The 20,713-nt window shown below is 63.2% G+C and carries 20 protein-coding genes; 16 read left to right on the top strand and 4 right to left on the bottom strand.

Going from position 1 to position 20,713, the window contains the following annotated elements:
• The first annotated feature begins 78 nt into the window (after positions 1-78).
• The 4 genes from NKJ26_RS25210 (at position 79) to NKJ26_RS25225 (ending at position 4,835) form a co-directional block, all read left to right on the top strand.
• Positions 79-1,074: an ABC transporter substrate-binding protein gene (locus tag NKJ26_RS25210; RefSeq protein WP_027023614.1), complete on the top strand. Its 996-nt coding sequence runs from the start codon at positions 79-81 to the stop codon at positions 1,072-1,074.
• A gap of 147 nt (positions 1,075-1,221) precedes the next feature.
• Complete coding sequence (locus tag NKJ26_RS25215) at positions 1,222-2,775, top strand: sugar ABC transporter ATP-binding protein (RefSeq protein WP_352697877.1); 1,554 nt, start codon at positions 1,222-1,224, stop codon at positions 2,773-2,775.
• Positions 2,772-3,740, top strand: a complete 969-nt coding sequence (locus tag NKJ26_RS25220) for an ABC transporter permease (protein WP_352697878.1) — start codon at positions 2,772-2,774, stop codon at positions 3,738-3,740. Before NKJ26_RS25215 ends, NKJ26_RS25220 begins: the two co-directional genes overlap by 4 nt.
• A gap of 75 nt (positions 3,741-3,815) precedes the next feature.
• Positions 3,816-4,835 carry a zinc-binding alcohol dehydrogenase family protein gene (locus NKJ26_RS25225; protein WP_352697880.1) on the top strand — a complete coding sequence of 340 codons (1,020 nt, stop codon included), beginning with the start codon at positions 3,816-3,818 and terminating at the stop codon, positions 4,833-4,835.
• Between the two features lie 341 nt (positions 4,836-5,176).
• On the opposite strand, the gene phnF is transcribed toward NKJ26_RS25225, so the two are convergent.
• Positions 5,177-5,920: a phosphonate metabolism transcriptional regulator PhnF gene (gene phnF, locus NKJ26_RS25230; protein ID WP_352697881.1), complete on the bottom strand. Its 744-nt coding sequence runs from the start codon at positions 5,918-5,920 to the stop codon at positions 5,177-5,179.
• Between the two features lie 120 nt (positions 5,921-6,040).
• Here phnF and phnG point away from each other — a divergent pair, with 120 nt between their 5' ends.
• The 12 genes from phnG to phnE (NKJ26_RS25290) all read left to right on the top strand — a co-directional run bounded on the left by phnG (position 6,041) and on the right by phnE (NKJ26_RS25290) (position 16,696).
• Positions 6,041-6,502, top strand: a complete 462-nt coding sequence (phnG, locus tag NKJ26_RS25235) for a phosphonate C-P lyase system protein PhnG (RefSeq protein WP_352697883.1) — start codon at positions 6,041-6,043, stop codon at positions 6,500-6,502.
• Positions 6,502-7,113 (top strand): phosphonate C-P lyase system protein PhnH, encoded by a 612-nt coding sequence (gene phnH / locus NKJ26_RS25240; RefSeq protein WP_352697884.1) that lies wholly within the window; start codon positions 6,502-6,504, stop codon positions 7,111-7,113. The genes phnG and phnH overlap by 1 nt, the downstream gene beginning before the upstream one ends.
• A gap of 1 nt (position 7,114) precedes the next feature.
• Complete coding sequence (locus NKJ26_RS25245) at positions 7,115-8,227, top strand: carbon-phosphorus lyase complex subunit (RefSeq protein WP_352697886.1); 1,113 nt, start codon at positions 7,115-7,117, stop codon at positions 8,225-8,227.
• Positions 8,224-9,117 carry an alpha-D-ribose 1-methylphosphonate 5-phosphate C-P-lyase PhnJ gene (locus tag NKJ26_RS25250; RefSeq protein ID WP_352697888.1) on the top strand — a complete coding sequence of 298 codons (894 nt, stop codon included), beginning with the start codon at positions 8,224-8,226 and terminating at the stop codon, positions 9,115-9,117. Before NKJ26_RS25245 ends, NKJ26_RS25250 begins: the two co-directional genes overlap by 4 nt.
• Entirely contained in the window at positions 9,114-9,890 is a 777-nt protein-coding gene (phnK, locus tag NKJ26_RS25255; protein ID WP_023760811.1) for a phosphonate C-P lyase system protein PhnK, read from the top strand. Before NKJ26_RS25250 ends, phnK begins: the two co-directional genes overlap by 4 nt.
• Before the next feature lie 211 nt (positions 9,891-10,101).
• Positions 10,102-10,809, top strand: coding sequence for a phosphonate C-P lyase system protein PhnL (phnL, locus tag NKJ26_RS25260; protein ID WP_352697890.1), 708 nt, complete (start codon positions 10,102-10,104; stop codon positions 10,807-10,809).
• Positions 10,806-11,423 carry a DapH/DapD/GlmU-related protein gene (locus NKJ26_RS25265; protein ID WP_352697892.1) on the top strand — a complete coding sequence of 206 codons (618 nt, stop codon included), beginning with the start codon at positions 10,806-10,808 and terminating at the stop codon, positions 11,421-11,423. Before phnL ends, NKJ26_RS25265 begins: the two co-directional genes overlap by 4 nt.
• Positions 11,424-11,562: 139 nt before the next feature.
• Positions 11,563-12,300 (top strand): DUF1868 domain-containing protein, encoded by a 738-nt coding sequence (locus tag NKJ26_RS25270; RefSeq protein ID WP_352697894.1) that lies wholly within the window; start codon positions 11,563-11,565, stop codon positions 12,298-12,300.
• A gap of 89 nt (positions 12,301-12,389) precedes the next feature.
• Entirely contained in the window at positions 12,390-13,247 is an 858-nt protein-coding gene (gene phnC / locus NKJ26_RS25275) for a phosphonate ABC transporter ATP-binding protein (protein WP_352697896.1), read from the top strand.
• Positions 13,248-13,337: 90 nt separating this feature from the next.
• Entirely contained in the window at positions 13,338-14,246 is a 909-nt protein-coding gene (phnD, locus tag NKJ26_RS25280) for a phosphonate ABC transporter substrate-binding protein (protein WP_352697898.1), read from the top strand.
• A 102-nt stretch (positions 14,247-14,348) separates the two neighbouring features.
• Positions 14,349-15,263, top strand: a complete 915-nt coding sequence (gene phnE / locus NKJ26_RS25285) for a phosphonate ABC transporter, permease protein PhnE (RefSeq protein ID WP_502903196.1) — start codon at positions 14,349-14,351, stop codon at positions 15,261-15,263.
• A gap of 65 nt (positions 15,264-15,328) precedes the next feature.
• Positions 15,329-16,696 carry a phosphonate ABC transporter, permease protein PhnE gene (gene phnE / locus NKJ26_RS25290; protein WP_352697902.1) on the top strand — a complete coding sequence of 456 codons (1,368 nt, stop codon included), beginning with the start codon at positions 15,329-15,331 and terminating at the stop codon, positions 16,694-16,696.
• Positions 16,697-17,056: 360 nt separating this feature from the next.
• On the opposite strand, the gene NKJ26_RS25295 is transcribed toward phnE (NKJ26_RS25290), so the two are convergent.
• The 3 genes from NKJ26_RS25295 to NKJ26_RS25305 form a co-directional block, all read right to left on the bottom strand.
• Positions 17,057-17,908: a sugar phosphate isomerase/epimerase family protein gene (locus tag NKJ26_RS25295; RefSeq protein ID WP_352697904.1), complete on the bottom strand. Its 852-nt coding sequence runs from the start codon at positions 17,906-17,908 to the stop codon at positions 17,057-17,059.
• 221 nt (positions 17,909-18,129) lie between these two features.
• Positions 18,130-19,317, bottom strand: coding sequence for a Gfo/Idh/MocA family protein (locus NKJ26_RS25300; protein WP_352604246.1), 1,188 nt, complete (start codon positions 19,315-19,317; stop codon positions 18,130-18,132).
• 154 nt (positions 19,318-19,471) lie between these two features.
• A complete protein-coding gene (locus NKJ26_RS25305) occupies positions 19,472-20,527 on the bottom strand; it encodes a sugar phosphate isomerase/epimerase family protein (protein WP_352697906.1) in 1,056 nt (351 codons plus the stop codon).
• Between the last annotated feature and the right edge of the window lie 186 nt (positions 20,528-20,713).

Below are 20,713 nucleotides of genomic sequence, written 5' to 3' on the forward strand. Positions count from 1 at the left end.
TGATAAAGTTCTGTTTGGGCCGCGCCTATCCGAACGGAGCTTCAGTAACCTTCACCGGGCGACTTAGGGAGGAATCCTATGAAATTCGTGACCAGCATTCTCAACCGTCGCGCAGTCATGGCGCTGGCGGCAGCTTCGATGCTCGCCGGCGTCATGCATTCGGCGCCGGTTTCGGCGGCGGACGTGACCATTCCGATCATCGTCAAGGACACCACGTCCTTCTATTGGCAGATCGTTTTGGCCGGCGCTCGCAAGGCCGGCAAGGATCTCAGCGTCAATGTGCCGGAACTCGGCGCCCAGGCAGAGACCGACGTCAATGGCCAGATCTCGATCCTCGAGAACGCCGTCGCCGGCAACCCGGCCGCCGTCGTCATCTCGCCGACGGAGTTCAAGGCGCTTGGCAAGCCGATCGATGAAGCGGCAGCCAAGGTCAAGATCATCGGCATCGACTCCGGCGCCGACTCCAAGGCCTTCACCTCGTTCCTGACCACCGACAACATCCAGGGTGGCCGCGTCGCCGCTGACGGACTTGCGGCGGCCATTGGTGCCGCCAATGGCGGCAAGGTCGAAGGCAAGGTTGCCTTGATCACCGCACTCCCCGGCGCCGGCTCGCTCGAGCAGCGCGCTCAGGGATTCAAGGAACAGCTCAAGGCCAAATATCCCGGTCTCGAACTGGTTGCCGACAAATACGCCGACGGTCAGGCCACGACCGGCCTCAACATTGCAACCGACCTGATCACCGCCAATCCGGACCTGAAAGGCATCTTCGCCTCCAACCTGATCATGGCGCAGGGCGTCGGCCAGGCGATCGCCGAGAACAGCCTTGCCGGCAAGGTTGGTCTGATCGGCTTCGACAGCGACGAGAAGCTGATCAAGTTCCTCAATGACGGCGTCATTTCCGGCCTCGTCGTCCAGGATCCGTACCGGATGGGCTATGACGGCATCAAGACCGCGCTCGCCGCCTCGAAGGGCGAAAAGGTCGAGGCCAATGTCGACACCGGCGCCAATCTGGTGACCAAGGCCAACATGAAGGATCCGAAGATCGACGCGCTGCTCAATCCGAAGCTCAATTGAGTATTGCGCATCCGCATTGTTTCCGGGGCCTCGCTGCCCCGGAAACTCACCAGCCTGAGCCAGGCCGACCCGGCGGGTATGTCAGAGCCTCGCCGTGTGCGACATAGCGAGGCCAATCTGGAGCGAGGCCAATCTGGGAGGATTGTCATGACATCGACGGCGCAAGACCTGCATCCTGCCCCCGTGCTGGAACCCGGCAGGACGATCCTCGAACTGCGCGGCCTCGAGAAGAAGTACCCGGGCACCCATGCGCTGAAACCGGTGAACCTCGCCTTCAAGGCGGCTGAAATCCACGCCATCGTCGGCGAGAACGGCGCCGGCAAGTCCACCCTGATCAAGCTTCTGACCGGCGTCATGCCGCGCACCTCCGGAGAGGTCGTCTGGGAAGGCAAGCCGGCGGCGCTGGCGACCCCGTACGAAGCGATGGCGCTCGGCATAAATGCCGTTCACCAGGAGGTCGTGCTCTGCCGTCACCTGACCGTCGCCGCCAACATGTTCCTTGGCGAGGAGAACTCCCGCTTTGGCATCGTGCAGCAGCGCGCCATGGTCAAGGAAGCGCAGAAGATCATCGACGACCTCGGCTTCGACCTGCCGGCGCATGTCATGCTCGGCGACCTCACCATCGGCCAGCAGCAGCTGATCGCCGCGGCCCGCGCTACCGTGCGCGGCACCAAATTCCTGATCTTCGACGAGCCGACCGCTTATCTCACCCGCAAGGAAGCCGACCAGCTCTTCACCCTGATCCGCCGGCTGAAGGCCGAGGGCGTGACGATCATCTACATCAGCCACCGCATGGAGGAAGTCTTCGAGCTTGCCGACCGTGTCTCGGTGCTGCGCGACGGCACGCTGGTCGGCACCAGAAACATCAGCGAGACCGACGACGCCGAACTGGTCAAGATGATGATCAACCGCTCGATCGAGCAGGTCTATCACAAGGAGCACTTCACGCCGGGCGCAGCGATCGTCGAGGCGAAGAACCTCTCCGGCAAAGGCTTCGAAAATGTGTCGATGACGGTCCGCGCCGGCGAGATCGTCGGGCTCTACGGCCTGATCGGCGCCGGCCGCAGCGAATTCGTCACCACGCTCTACGGCCGCCATCGCAAATCGGCCGGCCAGGTGCTGTGGGAAGGCAAGGAAGTCCAGATCAATTCCGAGCATGACGCGATCAAGCTTGGCATGGCACTGGCGCCGGAAAGCCGCCGCGACCAGGGCCTGTGCCTCAATCTGCCGGTCGGCCTCAATCTCAATCTGCCGATCTACAAGCGCATCTCGAACAATCTGCTGATCTCCAGCGCGCAGGAGAAGAGCCAGGCCGACCGCCAGATCGCCGATCTCAGGATCAAGACCCCGACGCGCAATGCGCTGGCGTCCAGCCTGTCCGGCGGCAACCAGCAGAAGATCGTTATCGGCAAATGGCTGGCGCATGGCGCCAAGCTGTTCATCTTCGACGAACCGACGGTCGGCGTCGACGTCGGCACCAAGGCCGAGATCTATCGCCTGTTCGGCGCACTGCTGTCTAAGGGCGCCGGCATCATCCTGATCTCGTCCTATCTGCCCGAGGTCTATGAACTGGCCGACACGCTGCACGTGTTCCGCCGCGGCAAGCTGGTGGCCACGCACGGGTTCCGCACCGCCGATCACGAGGAAATTCTCACGCAGGCGCTCGCCGAGAAACAAGAAAAGCTGGGAGGAAAGACATGAGCACCGAGGCGATCCCCGCCGAAAAGCCCAAGCGCAACTACAACGCCCTGTTCGGGCTGACTCTGCTGGCGCTGCTGGTGCTGCTGTGGATCATCCTGTCGCTGGCCACGTCGAGCTTCGCCTCGGCCAACAACATCTCGAACCTGCTGCGCCAGGGCTCGATGATCGCGATCCTGGCGGTCGGCCAGACCTTCGTCATTATCACCGGCGGCATCGATCTTTCCGTCGGCGCCGTGGTCGGCTTCGCCACCGTCATCGCGGCGATGCTGATCAATGCTGGCGTGCCGGTCTTCCTCGCCATCCTGATCACCTTGCTGGTCGGCGTCGCCATCGGCCTGTTCCATGGCTTCGGCATCGTCAAGATGGGGCTGCCGCCCTTCATCATCACGCTGGCGACGCTGACGTCGTTGCGCGGCATCGGCCTTTTGATGACCAACGGCAATTCGATCTCGATCAACAACGATGCCTTCCAGGAATTCTCCCGCAACTCTTCCCTCGGCGTCCCAAACTTGTTCTGGATGGTGATCCTGGTCGGCATTCCGGCCTATGTCTTTCTCCATCACAGCCGGTGGGGCCGTTATCTCTTCTCGGTCGGCTCCAACGCCGAGGCCTCACGCCTGTCCGGCGTCAATGTCCAGCGCACCATCTACATGGCCTACACGCTGTCTGGTCTCTGCGCGGCATTCGTCGGCGTGCTTCTGGCGTCGCGCATCGGCATCGGCAATCCGACCCAGGCCGAGGGATGGGAATTGCAGGCGATCGCCTCATCGGTCATCGGCGGCACCTCGCTGTTCGGCGCGGTCGGTTCTGTGCACGGGCCGCTGCTCGGCGCTTTCATCCTCGCCACCATCAACAACGGCGCCAACCTTTTGAACGTCAATGCGTTCTGGCAGCGCATCATCACCGGCGTGCTGATCATCGTCATCGTCTATTTCGACGGCCTGCGCCGCCGCGGCGGCAAGTAGATCGCCTAGCCCAATCAACCGCCGGCCCTTGCCGTTTTCAGGGCCGGCGGTGCCTTGAACAGACTGGATTGAAACATGAAAGCTGTCGTCTGCCGTTCGCCCGGCGACCTTGTCCTGGAAGATCGTCTGGCACCGGGCGCACCGCCTGCCGGTTGGGCACTGGTGGCGGTCAGTCATGTCGGCATCTGCGGCACCGACTATCATATATTCGAGGGCAAGCACCCGTTCCTCGCCTATCCCCGCATCATGGGCCATGAAGTGTCGGGGACGATCGTCGAAACCGGTGAAGGGGTTGAGCTTGCCGTTGGCGAGCCGGTGATCATCAACCCCTATCTCTCCTGCGGCAAGTGCATCGCCTGCCGGCACGGCAAGCCAAATTGCTGCGTCCGGATCGAAGTGCTCGGCGTGCATCGCGACGGCGCCATGTGCGAACAGATCCTTGTCCCGGAACAAAACCTCTATCCAGCCAACGGCCTGTCGCTGGCTGATGCCGCAGCCGTCGAATTCCTGGCCATCGGCGCACATGCGGTGCGACGCTCCCGCGCCGATCCCGGTGCACGCACGCTGGTAATCGGCGCCGGCCCGATCGGGCTGGGCACCGCCATCTTCGCCAGCATCGCCGGGCTCGATGTGACGCTACTCGACATGAGCAGCGAAAGACTTGGCTTCGCGGCGAATGAACTCGGCTTCCAGACCCTCGACGGTTCGCGCGGCGCGGTGCCGGACCTGGTGAAGCAGGCGACCGGCGGCGAAGGCTTCGATGTCGTCTTTGATGCCACCGGCAACACCGCCTCGGTGCAATCGGCCTTCGCCCATGTAGCGCATGGCGGAGCTCTGGTGCTGGTCAGCGTCGTCAAGGACGACATCGTCTTTTCCGATCCGGAATTCCACAAGCGCGAAATGACATTGATCGGCAGCCGCAATGCATTGCGTGCCGATTTCGACCATGTCGCCGCATCGATCCGCAACGGCACCGTGCCATTGGCCAAGCTCGTCACCCACCGCACCACTTTAGCCGGCACGCCGCGCGACCTCGCCCGCTGGGCGCACGAGAAATCCGGCCTGATCAAGGCCGTCATCGAGGTAGGATCATAATATGGCAGGCGGTGAACCGGCCCGAATTGACGACGCCCCGCGCAGGTCGACCCCCACTCCGTCTCGGCTTCGCCGAACCACCTCTCCCCCGATCGACGGGGTAGAGGAAGCGGTGCGAGCCCATTGCAGCTAACGCTCCTCAACCAGACTCCCTCCTTCTCCCGCCGCCAGCGGGCGCCCTTCCTCTCCCTCCGGAGGGGGGAGAGGTGGCTCGGCGAAGCCGAGACGGAGTGGGGGAAGGCGGTCCTCAAACGCCAAGCCGCTGACAAGTGAGCGCGACCGAGCTGGTCTGATATCCGCGTGAGTCAGATAGATCACGGCCTCATATAGGCCGGCACTCCCTACAACGCCGACAGTTTCAGCTCGATCCGCTCGGCCGGGAATCGCGACTCGGAAAACTGGATCGGTTGGCCGTCGGGCGTGATGTTGACGGCGACCGTGACCAGCACGATGGCGCCGGGCTGCAGCTCAAGGTCGGCGAGATCGGCCGCATCGGCATGGCGCGCCGACAGCACGGTCGATTGCCTGAGATAATCGTCTATGCCGAAACGCGCCAGCGATGCGGTGATCGAACCCGTCTCAGCCATCGCCGCATCAATGCCGGCAAAGCGGCTCGCATCGAACCAGGCAGCGGCGCGCGACACCGGGCGCCCATCGGCCTCGCCGCGTGTTTCCAGCCGGATCACCTCGGCTCCCTTGGCAAGCCCAAGGCCCTTCGCGACACGCTGGCTGGCCTGCTCGACCGAGGAAGCGAGCAGCACGATGTGCCGCTCCGACGCCTGCCCTTGCAGGCCCGTGGAAAAGCGCGTGCGCGCTCCGATTGGATAGGACAGCCGTTTTCGCGACAGCACGAAGGTGCCGCGTCCCTGTTCGGCTCGCAGTATGCCTTCCTGCACAAGGGCCGATATGGCGCTGCGCACAGTGTGGCGATTGACGCCGTAACGCTCGGCCAGCGCCACCTCCGGCGGCAGCGCCTCATTCTCTGCGAAATCGCCGCTGGCGATGGCGTGCAGGATCTTGTCGGCAATCTGCCGCCACAACGAGACGCCGCTGCGGCGCTCGATGCTATCAGCCGTTACAGCCATGAATTGCCCCGCCTTCTACCGCTTGTCATCCATCCGTCATGGACTCGCGTTAGGTAATATGTATAATTTGTATAGTCGTCTATATCAATAGACAAATCTGCCAAAAAGGACCCATTGCTGATGCGAGGACAGGAAGCCCGCGACCAAGCCGAGCGCAAGGCCGCCATGGCAACGCTGGCACAGTCCAGCCGCGACGATATCGTTCGGCTCTGGAACCAATCCGACCTGCCATCGGAAGCCGAGCTGCTGCGCGGTCCGGAGACCGGCCTGGTCACGATGCGCGGCCGCATCGGTGGCGGCGGTGCGCCGTTCAATGTCGGCGAGGCAACGGTTACCCGCGCCACGGTCAGGCTGCCATCCGGACAGGTCGGCCATTGCTATGCGCTCGGCCGCGACAAGCAGAAGGCAAGGCTGGCGGCAATCGCCGACGCGCTGTGGCAGGACCCGGCCCACCGCAACGAGGTCGAGACCAGGCTTATCGCACCTCTGCGGTCGGCTCTGACTGCCGCACGTGAAAGCCGCCGCGCCGAGACGGCGGCAACGAAGGTGGATTTCTTCACCATGGTTCGCGGAGAAGACTGATGGACATCGCAGCACAATCGATCGAGGGCGGTTTCGCCGATCCGGTCTTCAACGCCCAGAGCGTGTTCCGTGCCGTCATGAACGCGATGGCGCGGCCGGGCACAGAGCAGCCCCTGCCGGCCTTCGCCCGCCCGCCGGCGCCGCTCTCCGCAACCGCGGGCGCGATCGCGTTGGCGCTGTGCGACAACGACACGCCGCTTTGGCTGGACCCGTCTTTGCAGGCTTGCGCCGCGATCAAATCCTGGATTGGTTTCCATACCGGTGCGCCCTTGGCCAACACGCCGGCCGATGCGCATTTCGCCTTCGTCGCGGCTCCGGCCGAGATGATGGCGCTCGACGGCTTTTCACAAGGCACCCAGGACTATCCCGACCGCTCGACGACCTTGATCCTGCAAGTCAGCGATCTCGTTTCGGGCGCTCTCCTTCTGCTCGAGGGCCCCGGCATTGAAACCAGGGCCACGATCGCGCCGGCGCGCATGCCGCGTCATTTCGTCGAGCAGTGGAAGCAGAATATCAAGCGTTTTCCGCGCGGCGTCGACATCATCCTCGCCACATCAGAAGGCATAGCCTGCCTGCCGCGCACGACGCGCATCACGACGATGGAGGCGTAAGATGTATGTCGCGGTAAAAGGCGGCGAAGCCGCAATAGCCAACGCCCACAGCCTGCTCGCCGACCGCCGGCGCGGTGATCGTTCGGTGCCGGCCCTTCGTCTCGACCAGATCGTCGAGCAATTGGCGCTTGGCGTCGACCGGGTGATGAGCGAGGGCTCGCTCTACGACCGGGAACTGGCCGCACTCGCCATCGTCCAGGCGCGCGGCGACATGATCGAGGCGATCTTCCTGGTGCGCGCCTATCGCACCACGCTGCCGCGCTTCGGCTACACCATCCCGATCGACACTGGTTCGATGCAAGTCGAGCGGCGGGTGTCGGCGACCTATAAGGACCTGCCCGGCGGCCAGTTGCTCGGTCCGACGTTCGATTACACGCACCGGCTGCTCGATCCCGAGCTTGCCGCCGGCGGCGACGTTGCCGAGCCGCTGCTGCGCGAAACCGAAGCGGAGGCCATGCCGCGCGTCTCGGCGATCCTGGCCCGAGAAGGCCTGATCGAACCCGATGGCGACATGCCACAAGACCACGTTCCCGGCGACATCACTCGCGAGCCGCTGGAATTCCCGATGGCGCGCGATATCCGGCTGCAGGCGCTGTCACGCGGCGATGAGGGTTTCCTGCTGGCGCTCGGCTATTCCACGCAGCGCGGCTATGCCCGCAACCATCCGTTCGTCGGCGAGATCCGCATCGGCGAGGTCGAGCTGGAGCTCGATGTGCCGGAACTTCCTTTCGCGGTGCCGCTCGGCACAGTCCGCGTCACCGAGTGCCAGATGGTCAACCAGTTCAAGGGCTCGGCCAAGGCACCCCCGCAGTTCACCCGCGGCTACGGACTGGTCTTCGGACAGAGCGAGCGCAAGGCGATGGCGATGGCGCTCTGCGACCGGGCGCTGCGCGCCAACGAGTTGGGCGAGGATGTTGTCGCCGCCGCGCAGGACGAAGAATTCGTCATCTCGCATTCCGACAATGTCCAGGCGACCGGCTTCGTCGAACATTTGAAGCTGCCGCACTACGTCGACTTCCAGGCCGAACTCGACCTCGTGCGCCGCATGCGTGCTGAATACGACGCCCGCGAAAATCCTGAGAACGTCGAAGAGAAGAGGGAGGCAGCGGAATGACCGTGCAACCGACCGACATCGCCACCTACAACTTCGCCTACCTCGACGAGCAGACCAAGCGGATGATCCGCCGGGCGATCCTCAAGGGCATCGCCATTCCCGGCTATCAGGTGCCGTTCGCTTCGCGCGAGATGCCGATGCCCTATGGCTGGGGCACCGGCGGCGTCCAGGTCACCGCTTCGATCATCGGGCCCGACGATGTGCTGAAGGTCATCGATCAGGGCGCCGACGACACCACCAATGCCGTCTCGATCCGCGCCTTCTTCAAGAAGGTCGCCAATGTCGCGGTGACAACAGATACAGCCAGCGCCAGCATCATCCAGACCCGCCACCGCATCCCCGAACATCCGCTGGCGGCGGGCCAGGTGCTGGTCTATCAGGTGCCGATTCCCGAGCCCCTGCGCTTCCTCGAGCCGCGCGAGACCGAAACGCGCAAGATGCATGCGCTGGAGGAATACGGCCTCATGCATGTCAAGCTCTACGAGGACATCGCCAAGCACGGCCGCATCGCCACCACCTATGCCTATCCGGTGAAGGTCGAGGGTCGCTATGTGATGGACCCGTCGCCGACGCCGAAATTCGACAATCCCAAGATGCATCGCTCGCCGGCGCTGCAGTTGTTCGGCGCCGGTCGCGAAAAGCGCATCTACGCGGTGCCCCCCTTCACCGACGTCGTCAGCCTCGATTTCGAGGATCATCCGTTCGAGGTGCAGACCTTCGACCAGCCCTGCGCGCTGTGCGCGGCCGCGAATGTCTATCTCGACGAGGTCATCCTCGACGACCATGGCGGCCACATGTTCGTCTGCTCCGACACCGATTATTGCGAGAAACGGCAGGCGGACGGCCATCGAGGCCACCTCGCCCCAGAAACAATGGAGCCGTCGCAATGACCGACGAACCGCTGCTGCGCGTCTCGGCGCTATCCAAATTCTACGGCTCGCGCGTCGGCTGCGACAACGTCTCCTTCGATCTGTGGCCGGGCGAAGTCCTGGCGGTCGTCGGCGAGTCCGGCTCCGGCAAGACGACGCTGCTCAACTGCCTGTCGACGCGTCTGCTGCCCAGTTCCGGCACCGCCAGCTACCGCATGCGCGACGGCCAGTTCCGCGAGCTCTACCGCATGAGCGAGGCCGAGCGCCGCTTCCTGATGCGCACCGACTGGGGCTTTGTCCACCAGAATCCGGCCGACGGGCTGCGCATGACGGTGTCGGCCGGCGCCAATGTCGGCGAGCGGCTGATGGCGGTCGGCGACCGCCACTACGGCAAGATCCGCGCCACGGCCGTCGACTGGCTGTCGCGCGTCGAGATCGACGAGGACCGCATCGACGACGAGCCGCGTGCCTTTTCCGGCGGCATGCGCCAGCGCCTGCAGATCGCCCGCAATCTCGTCACTGGGCCACGACTGGTGTTCATGGACGAGCCGACAGGCGGCCTCGACGTCTCGGTGCAGGCACGCCTGCTCGATCTGCTGCGCGGGTTGGTCACCGATCTCGGCCTTGCCGCAATCGTCGTCACCCACGACCTCGCAGTGGCACGACTTCTGTCGCAGCGCATGATGGTGATGAAGGACGGCCGTGTCGTGGAAAGCGGCCTCACCGACCGCGTGCTCGACGATCCGCGCGCGCCTTACACACAGCTGCTTGTTTCCTCAATTCTACAGGTTTGAAGATGCTTGTTCCGGCGTACCCCCCTCTGGCCTGCCGGCCATCTCCCCCTCAAGAGGGGAGATTGGCAGCTTCCATGTGCCGCCTATTTCACAACGCCGCGGGTTGGCGAAACCGCATGCGACAGCCAATCTCCCCCCTTGAGGGGGAGATGCCTGGCAAGGCAGAGGGGGGCGCTGTCCCGCCAGCGAACGACCCTTGGAGGACCTTCTAATGGCCACGCCCCTTGTTGTCTCCGATGTCGCCAAGAGCTTCACCATGCATCTGCGCGACGGCATCAAATTGCCTGTCGTCGCTGGTGTCTCGTTTTCGATCAGGGCTGGCGAATGCACCGTGCTTGGCGGCCCGTCCGGTGCCGGCAAGAGTTCGATCCTGAAGATGCTGTACGGCAACTACGCCGTCGACGAAGGCCAGATCATCGTCACCCACGATGACGGGCTGGTCGATCTCGCCACCGCCAGCCCGCGCACCGTGCTTGCCATTCGCCGCCAGACCATCGGTTATGTCAGCCAGTTCCTGCGCACCGTGCCGCGCGTCTCGGCGCTGGATGTCGTCGCCGAACCACTGGTCGAGCGCGGCGAAGACCGCGAGATTGCACGAGAAAAAGCACGCGCCTTGCTGGCGCAGCTCAATCTGCCGGAGAAACTCTGGGCACTGCCGCCGGCGACGTTTTCCGGCGGCGAGCAGCAGCGCGTCAACATCGCGCGCGGCTTCATCACCGAGCACCCGATCCTGCTGCTCGACGAACCGACCGCCTCGCTCGATGCCAGGAACCGCGACGTGGTGATCGAACTCATTGCCGCCAAGAAAGCGGCTGGTGTCGCCCTGCTCGGTATCTTCCACGACCACGACGTGCGCGAGGCTGTTGCCGACCGCATCATCGACGTCACCGCATTCGCGCCGGGAAAACTCGCCGCATGACCAGGAAATTATCGGAGACGCCGCTGGTCCATCCCACGGCGGAGGTACATAGCTCGACGCTCGGACGCTGGACCGAGATCGCCGACCGCAGCCGGGTTTCGGAAAGCGAACTCGGCGATTATTCCTACCTGATGCAGGATTGCGCCGTCTGGTGTGCGACGATCGGCAAGTTTTCCAACATCGCGGCAAGCGTGCGCATCAACGCCACCAATCACCCGACCTGGCGGCCGACGCTGCATCATTTCACCTATCGCGCTTCCGACTATTGGGACGACGCCGAGCACGAGAGCGAGTTCTTCGCCCAGCGCCGCGCCCGGCGCGTCACCATTGGCCACGATACCTGGCTCGGTCATGGCTCGACCATTCTGCCCGGCGTCACCGTCGGCGATGGCGCGGCGGTCGGCGCCGGCGCGGTTGTCTCAAAGGATGTCGCGCCCTACACCATCGTCGCAGGCGTTCCGGCAAAGCCGATCCGCGAGCGCTTCGACCGCCGCACCGCCGAGCGCTACCAAGCGCTCGCTTGGTGGGACTGGAACCATGCAAGGCTACGCGCCGCGCTCGACGATTTCCGCCAGCTTGAGGCTGAGGCTTTTCTGGAAAAATACGGCGGATAGAGCAATTTCAGGAGACGTTGGAACCGGTTTTCCGTCCGAACAAAATCAGATAGGCCATCACATCATCGTCATGGACAGGCGCATTTCATAGGGCTGACACATCGGCAAGGCAGGACGCGGCCTTTCCCTGGAGATCGCAATGCCTGCTTCCATCAAACCCTCGCTCGCCGGATTCTTCGCCGGCGCCAATCCAACCACTCCGGTTCACCTCGGCACCCGCTACGACACATCAGGCAATTTCCTGATCGAGCCCGGCAATACGGTCGTCAGCCGCCTTGTCAGCGGTTCGCCATCCGAGGCCGTGGTGCTTGCCGTGCGCGAGCGGATGCTGGCGATGCCCGATGCCGACCGGCTGGCTTTCACGCCTGTCTCCAGCCTGCATATGACATTGTTCCAGGGCGTCATCGAATATCGCCGCCGGCTGCCCTACTGGCCGCAGGACGTGCCGCTCGACACCAGCATCGACGCGATGACTCGCCTCTACCTGGAACGGCTGAAGGGTTTTCAGGATATTGGCGCATTCCAGATCAAGGTGGTCGAGGTCACGCCGACCGGCCTTGCCGTTGCCGGCGCGACAGACAACGATGCGCGCATCATGCGTGAATGGCGCGATGCCTTGTCGGTGCCGTTTGGATACCGGCACCCCGACCATGACAGCTATGCTTTCCACGTCACCTTCGCCTATCAGATCCAGCGTCTTGCGGACGACAGGGCGGCAGCATGGCAGGCCTTGTTCGATGACTGCCTCGCGCTTTTCGCGCGACAGGCACCGGTGATCGAAATCAGGCCTCCGGCCTTCTGTAGCTTCAGGGACATGGAACACTTCGAGGAACTACTGGTCCTGAGCGGCCGTAAACCCCTTGCCTGTGGAGCGTAACAAAACTGACATCACCGCGACACGGCAGGTTCATGTGGCTGGGTTAGGCGAGAGCCTGACGATCAACATGGCCGCACTGGAACCTGCCCATGCCAGCAACCTCTGCCACGCTCGAAATCCGCGGCGTCACCCGACGATTTGGCAAGAACACCGCCGTCAGCGATGTCAGCATCTCGATCCCGCGAGGTCAGATGGTCAGCGTCATCGGCCGTTCGGGCGCCGGCAAGTCGACCCTTTTGCGCATGATCAACCGTCTCATCGATCCCAGCCATGGGTCGATTTTTTTTGACGGCGCCGAGGTCTCGCAATTGCGCGGTTCGCCGCTCAGGCGCTGGCAGCGCGACTGCGCCATGATTTTCCAGCAATTCAACCTGGTGCCGCGCCTCGACGTATTGACCAATGTGCTGCTCGGCAAGCTGAACCATCGTTCGACCGTCACCAACCTGTTCGGCATGTTCTCCCGCGCCGAGTGCGCCGAGGCGGTCGCAGCACTCGAGCGGTTGGACATCGCCCCCACGGCGCTTCAACCCGCAGGCACTCTGTCGGGCGGCCAGCAACAGCGCGTCGCCATTGCCCGCGCCATGATGCAGCAGCCCCGGGTTATCCTCGCCGACGAGCCGATCGCTTCGCTCGACCCGCTCAACGCCAAGGTGGTGATGGATTCGCTGCAGGACATCAACCTGCGCGAAGGCATCACCGTGGTCACCAACCTCCACACGTTGGACACCGCCCGTACCTATTGCAACCGCATTATCGGCATGGCTGCCGGCAAGGTCGTCTTCGACGGTCCGCCGGAGGAGCTTAACCGCGAGGCGGTTCGCCTCGTCTATGGCGCCGACAGCAACGGCGGCGAGATATCGGAGGCCATCACCTCCACCAGCGTTGCCCTAAAGCAAAAGATTGCAGCATCCGCCGGACCGCTCGAACCCGCATTCCCGGGATACTGAGCCGCACTGGATCGTCCGCCCGCGTCAAGGGCACCTGTCAAGACCAGAACGCTGCCGGCGCGGGGCCGGAACCTACAGGAGAAATATCAAATGTTCAGGAAGATGGTTTTCAGCGCCGCTTCGGTGCTCGCCATGGCGACCAGCATGGCCCACGCCGCCGATATGAAGGAATTCCGCGTCGGTATTCTCGGCGGCGAGAACGAGACCGACCGGCTGCGCAACTACCAGTGCCTCGCCGATCACCTGAAGGCCGAATTTGGCTTCGAGAAGGTTTCACTGTTCCCGGCCGCAGACTATGACGGCGTCATTCAGGGCCTGCTCGGCGGTACGCTCGATTTCGCCGAACTCGGCGCTTCCGGCTACGCCAGCGTCGTTCTCAAGGACCCGAAGGCGGTTACTCCGATCCTCACCACCCAGCAGACCGACGGCGCAACCGGCTACTATTCTGTCGGCCTGGCGTTGAAGTCCTCCGGCATCACCGATATCAAGTCGGCCAAGGGCAAGAAGCTCGGCTACGCCGATCCGGATTCGACTTCGGGCTATCTGATCCCGCTGACCCAGATCCCGAAGGACACCGGCGCTTCGAACGAGACCTTCTTCGCTTCGACCCAGTTCAATGGCGGCCACGAGAACAATGTGCTCGCCGTGCGTGACGGCAAGGTCGACGTGGCGGTGGATGATTCCTCGGGCATCGGCGACTTCAAGGATGGCTACACGTCCGGCACCTTCCACAAGGAAGTCGCCAAGGGCGCCGTCGACCCCAACGACTTCGTCGAGGTCTGGCGCTCGGGCCTGATCCCGAACGGCCCGCTGGTCGTGCGCACCGCGCTCGGCGACGACATGACCGCCAAGCTTGCCAACTTCTTCACCGACCTGCCCAAGAAGGACAAGGCCTGCTTCGAAGGCGTCGAAGGTGGTGACTTTACCGGCTATGTCCCCGTGAAGGCCGACTTCTACAACGTTATCGTTGAAGCCCGTAAGGCAGCCATCGGCGGCTAACGGCAAAATCAGCAAGGGCGGCGTCGAGAAAACGCCGCCCTTTCTGCATGTCCGATCATGACCCTTTCCGTTCCCGCCCCTTCCGACGCCACCCACCACTCGATGGCTGACGCCTGGCGTCGCCAGACGTCCTTGCGCCGGCTTTACACCGCCATCGGCGTCGGCCTGCTGCTCGTCGCGCTCTGCGGCACCATGTGGTTCGCCGACGAAGCCAATGCCGGGCATTTCTTCGACCGGCTGCCGCACATACTGGATTTCCTGAGCTGGCTTGTTCCCAAGGACTGGAACGATGTCTGGCGGGCGATGTTCGATGTCGTCTCGCCGCATGACACCGGCACCCAGGAATTTAACTTCCCGCTCGGCCGCGTCTATGTGTGGGGCGGTTTCTATATCCCCGAATATTTCGAGCTGATGCTGACCACGGTCAACGTGGCGCTGGTCTCGACCTTCATTGGCTTCGTCTTCGCCGTGCCCTTTTCCTTCATCGCGGCGCGCAATCTGACACCGCACCCGGTGCTGCGGCTCGTCGTCAAGCGCTTCATGGAGTTGCTGCGCGCCTTCCCCGAGATCGTCATTGCCGGCCTGTTCGCGGCAATTGTCTCGATCGGCCCGATCGCTGCCATCATCGCCATCGGCCTGCATTCGATCGGCGCGCTGGGCAAGCTGTTCTACGAGATCAACGAGAATATCGACATGCGCGCAGAGGAAGGCCTGCGGGCGGTCGGCGCCAACTGGTTCGAGCGGGTTCGCTTCGCCGGCCTGCCGCAAGTGCTGCCCAATTTCATGTCCTACACGCTGCTGCGCGTTGAGATAAACGTCCGCATTTCCACGATCATGGGCGCGGTCGGCGGCGGCGGCATCGGGGAGGAGCTGAAGCTCTCGATCTCGCGCGGTTTCGGCGCCAAGACGATAGCGCTGGTGCTGCTCCTGTTCACGACGATCTTCGTCGTCGACCAGTTCTCCGCATGGCTGCGCCGCAAGCTGGTCGGCGAGCAGGCATTCGTGATGAGCGCCTAGGCCATGATCTCGAAAAATGGAATCCAGTTTTCGGACAAGAACAGGGCAAACCGAGAAAGCCACCAATGGCTACCATGACCGCCGATCAAATCCAGTCGATCGAAGAGCGCTTCCCGCAAGTGTTCCACCGTCCGTTCTACAAGCGTTTCGGGCCACTGCTGTTGCTCGGTGGCACCCTTGTCTACCTCCTCTACGCGCTCTGGTTTTTCAATCTGCCGCAGGTGATGCGGGAATCGCACTGGGAGCGGCTACCGCTGTTCCTGACCCAGTGGGTCAGTTACGATGTGCAGCCAATCTTCCGCCTCGACGAGCCCGAGATAGCGGCCAAATACCCCCGCTTTTCGGTACTCGGCCCCAATCCCGACCCGGACTGGGTCAAGACCAATGCCGACGGTTCGGTGACGGTCCTGATCGACGGCATGGCGAAGTCGGTCACCTTCGACAAGACACGAGCGACGATCATCGCCGCTGGCACGAGCGTGCCGGTGGCGCTGGGCAGCGGCAAGCCGCTGGTCTCGGGACCTGTTCCCAACTGGGTCACCGTGCATGAGGATGAGGTCGTCGCCGACATGGGCTTTGCCGGCGAGGTCCGCGTCGCCGCCGACCGCGTCAGGATACGCAAGCGCTTTCTCGGCTGGGCGAATTTCGTCTTCGATACGCGTTCGCCCTTCTTCGGCAAGTCGGCCGGCGAAGTGATGTCGCTGATCACATCGGGGCCGGAGCTGAAGCCGGGCACCTCCAATCTGGCGCTGGCTGGCGACAACATCTGGAACAACGCCCAGTGGCAGCATGGCGATGTCTGGACAAAGCTGTTGCAGACCATCGTCATGGCCTTTCTCGGCACTGCGCTCGGCGGCATCGTCGCCTTCCCGCTCGCCTTCTTCGCAGCCCGCAACATCACGCCCAACCGGCTGGTCAACCAGCTGCTCAAGCGCTTTTTCGACTTCATGCGCTCCATCGACATGCTGATCTGGGCGCTGTTCTTCACGCGGGCCTTCGGGCCGGGACCATTGGCGGGCAGTGCCGCGATCTTCTTCACCGAGATCGGCACACTCGGCAAAACCTATTCCGAGGCGCTGGAGAATATCGACGATAAGCCGCGCGAGGGTGTTGTGTCGACAGGCGCCAACGGCCTTCTGGTGCAGCGCTACGGCGTATTGCCGGAAGTGGTGCCGGTGTTCATCAGCCAGACGCTCTATCAGTGGGAATCCAACACTCGAGGCGCGACCATTATCGGCGCCGTCGGCGCCGGCGGCATTGGCCTGAAACTGTGGGAAGCGATGCGCACCAATTCCAACTGGGCCAACGTCTTTTACATGGTGCTCTTGACGCTGGCCGTCGTCATCACCTTCGATAAAATATCCAATTTCCTGCGCCGCCGGCTGAGCCAGACGATTCATGACTACAACAGGTTGCAGGCTGAGCAGGGTTGACCTTGTGACGCATAAGCCCGGGCATCGTAAAGTGCCTCGCCAAGGATCGTCGACCCCCACTCCGTCGAGTTGCGCTCGACACCTCTCCCCCGATCGACGGGGTAGAGGAAAGGCCAGGCCGTCCTAGCCGATGCCTGTCCTCCTACGCCGAGGCTTCCTCCTCTCCCGAGCCACTGGGCTCCCTTTCCTCTCCCTCCGGAGGGGGGAGAGGTGGCTCGGCGAAGCCGAGACGGAGTGGGGGAACCACTTGGCAACTGCCGCGAACGCAAATGGAAAATGGACCAGGCGCAATCATCGTCTCGCCTTGCGCCAAGGGTCGCCGACGCGGGTCTTCTTTGCGTCATCGCCGGACCAAGGCACCTAAGCGGCCTTCCTCCACCCATCCTTGATATGCTTATATCCCTCCCGATAAACCGCTTCCGGGCTTTCGGAAAAATCGCGCCACACCTTGGTCGCCGCCGCCAAATCCTTCAGCGAACGTCCAAACGCCTCGATCGTCAGCCAGTCGTCATAGCCGCTCTTGCGGATGGCCGAGAATGTCTCTTTCCACGGGATGTTGCCGCGCCCCGGCACGCCGCGATCATTCTCCGATATATGGACATGCACGATATTCCTCCGATGCTTCGTATAGGCGCCGATCGGGTCGGCCTCCTCGATATTGGCGTGGAAGGTGTCGTACATCGCCTTGATGTGCGGCCGGTCGATGGCATCGATATGCTCCGACAGGTCGGCCATGGTGTTGAGGAGATAGCATTCGAAGCGGTTCAGCGCCTCGAGCCCGATGGTGATGTTCCTCTTGCCGGCATGGTCGCCGATGGCGCGCTGCGAGGCGACCGAGCGCTTCTTCTCGGCGGCCGTCGGCCCAGTGCCGGAAAAGGCGCCGAGCGTCGAATGTAGCGGCCCGCTGAGCGTTCTCGCGCCGAGTGAAGCTGAGCAATCGATCGCCCATTTCATGTACTCGATGCCGGCCTTGCGCGTCGCGCCATCGGCCGAGATCAGGTTCATCGCCGGATCGCCCATGGCTGACACAGCGGTTCGCTCCAGCCCGATGCGGTCGAGCAGTTCGCCGAGTTTTCTATAGTCGTCGGGCGTGCCGGCGAAGATCGGTATCTCGACGCCATCGAAACCGGTTGCCTTGATGTCGCGCAGCAACGGCTCGTGTTTCTTCGATACCGCCGTCGTCCATAAGAACATGCACATGCCGATTTTCATCGACGCCCCTCCCCTTTCTTTGACGGCGCACTGGCTGTTCCGCCAGCTTCGCGCCATGCCCCCTCATCCGGCGGCTTCGCGTCCACCATCTCCCGAGGGGAGAAGAGACTTAGCGTCGGCGCCACCTCCTCCTCTCGGGGAGAGGTCGGATTACCCCGAATTGCCCTTCGCAATGCGGCTGGCAATCCGGGTGAGGGGGAATTCCCCGCTGGCCAGACCCGCTACAGCTTCGTCCAAGCCCCATTCTTCTTCGATGACTTCACGCAGGCTTCGATGAATGCCATGCCCTCGACGCCGTCGGCGATCGTCGGGAAGACGACATCCTTTGCCGGCTTGCCGCCCTTCTTGCGCGCCGCACGGATCGCCCGTGCGGCTTCCTGGTAGATGTTGGCAAAGCCTTCGAGATAGCCCTCGGGATGTCCTGACGGTACGCGGCTGACACGGCCCGCCACCGGCAGCGCGCCGGCGCCGTTGCGGGTGATCAACTGCTTCGGCTGGCCGAACGGCGTGTACCAGAGATAGTTCGGATCAGCCTGCACCCATTCCAGCCCGCCCTTCGAGCCGTAGATGCGCAGCTTCAGCCCGTTCTCATGGCCGGGCGCAACCTGGCTCGCCCAGATCATGCCCTTGGCGGGGTGCGTCTTGCCGGCCGGTTTGAAGCGCAGCATGACATTGACATTGTCGTCGAGCTGCCGGCCCGGCACGAAGGCGTCGAGATCGGCTGACAGGGAATCGAGTTCCAGCCCGCAAACGAAACGCGCCAGATTATAGGCATGTGTGCCGATGTCGCCGAGCGCGCCGCCGGCACCTGCCTGCTTGGGATCGGAACGCCATGACGCCTGCTTCTGGCCGGTCGCGGCAAGGTCTTCGGTCAACCAGTCTTGCGGGTATTCGGACTGCACGATGCGAATATCGCCAAGCACCCCCTTGGCCACCATCTCGCGCGCCTGCCGCACCATCGGATATGCGGTGTAGTTGTGGGTGAGCACGAACACCTTGCCGGTCTTCTCGACCACTGCCGCGAGCTTCTTCGCCTCGGCCAGCGTGGTCGCCAGCGGCTTGTCGCAAATGACGTGGATGCCAGCCTCGAGGAAGGCCTTGGCCGCCGGCACGTGCACATTATTGGGAGTGACGATGGCCACCGCCTCGATGCCGTCCGGGCGCTTGGCCTCGGCCTTGGCCATCTCGGCATAGGACGCGTAGCTGCGCGAAGGGTCGAGCCCGAGCTCGGCGGCAGAGGCCTTGGCGCGCGCCGGATCGGACGACAGGGCACCGGCGACTAGCACGAAATCATTGTCCATGCGCGCCGCGATCCGGTGCACCGCGCCGATGAAGGCGCCCTGGCCGCCGCCGACCATGCCGTAGCGGATCGGGCCGCCTCCCGCTTCCGACTTCGATGCGCCGACCATTGTTCTGTCTCCCTCGCTGTTACTTGACCTCTCCCTTGGGGGGAGGTCGATCCGCATAGCGGATCGGGTGGGGTCGTTGAGGCAGAGCTCGGCATGAACCGACCCCACCCGGCCCTTCGGGCCACCCTCCCCTCAAGGGGGAGGGAAAGTCGTGTTAAATTCCCATCATGGCACGCAGCAGCTTCTTGTCGGTGGTGCCGCCGGCAAAATCGTCGAAAGCCTTCTCCGTCACCCGGATGATGTGGTGCTGGATGAAGGGTGCCCCTTCGGCCGCGCCGTCTTCCGGGTGCTTCAGGCAGCACTCCCATTCCAGCACCGCCCAGGAATCATAATTGTATTGCGTCAGCTTGGAAAAAATGCCGCCGAAATCCACTTGCCCGTCGCCGAGCGAGCGGAAGCGGCCGGCGCGGTTGGTCCAGCTCTGATAGCCGGAATAGACGCCTTGCCGCCCGGTCGGGTTGAACTCGGCGTCCTTGACGTGGAACGCCTTGATGCGCTCGTGATAGATGTCGATGAATTCGAGATAGTCGAGTTGCTGCAGCAGGAAGTGCGACGGATCGTAATTGATGTTGCAGCGCTTGTGGCCGCCGACTGCGTCGAGGAACATCTCGAACGTCGCACCGTCGAACACATCCTCGCCGGGATGGATCTCGTAGCCGACGTCGACTCCATTGTCCTCATAGACATCGAGGATGGGCTTCCAGCGCTTGCCGAGTTCGGCGAACGCCTCTTCGATCAATCCGGCCGGCCGCTGTGGCCAGGGGTAGAGGTATGGGAAGGCCAGCGCGCCACTGAAGCTCACCGAAGCGTTCAGCCCGAGGTTGCGCGACGCCTTGGCCGCGAACTGCATCTGTTCGACCGCCCACTGTTGCCGCGCCTTGGGGTTGTTGTGCACCGAGGCCGGGGCAAAGCCGTCGAACTGAGCGTCATAGGCCGGATGTACCGCCACCAATTGCCCCTGCAGGTGCGTCGATAGCTCGGTGATCTCGACGCCGGCGTCGGCGCAGATGCCCTTCACCTCGTCACAATAGGCATTGGAAGACGCCGCTTTCTTGAGGTCGAACAAGCGCGCGTCCCAGGTCGGGATCTGCACGCCCTTGTAGCCGAGGCCAGCCGCCCATTTTGTGATCGAGCCCAGCGAATTGAACGGCGAGGCATCGCCCGCGAACTGCGCCAGGAACAGTCCAGGGCCCTTCATTGTCGTCGGCATCGGCATCCTTCCTCATTCTTCCCGCGACCAAGCATAGCGCCGATTGGAAACAGGGCCAGCCACTTTGGTCTTTCTACATTGCGCGCTTTGCGTGCGCCACCATTCTGGTATTACCAAATGCGGAGATTTGGTCAAGCCACATCACGGTCCGCCAGTGCCGTACGCACTCGCGCTGGAAGCGAATTT

The sequence above is a fragment of the Mesorhizobium sp. M0152 genome (genome assembly GCF_040322415.1).
GTDB lineage: Bacteria > Pseudomonadota > Alphaproteobacteria > Rhizobiales > Rhizobiaceae > Mesorhizobium.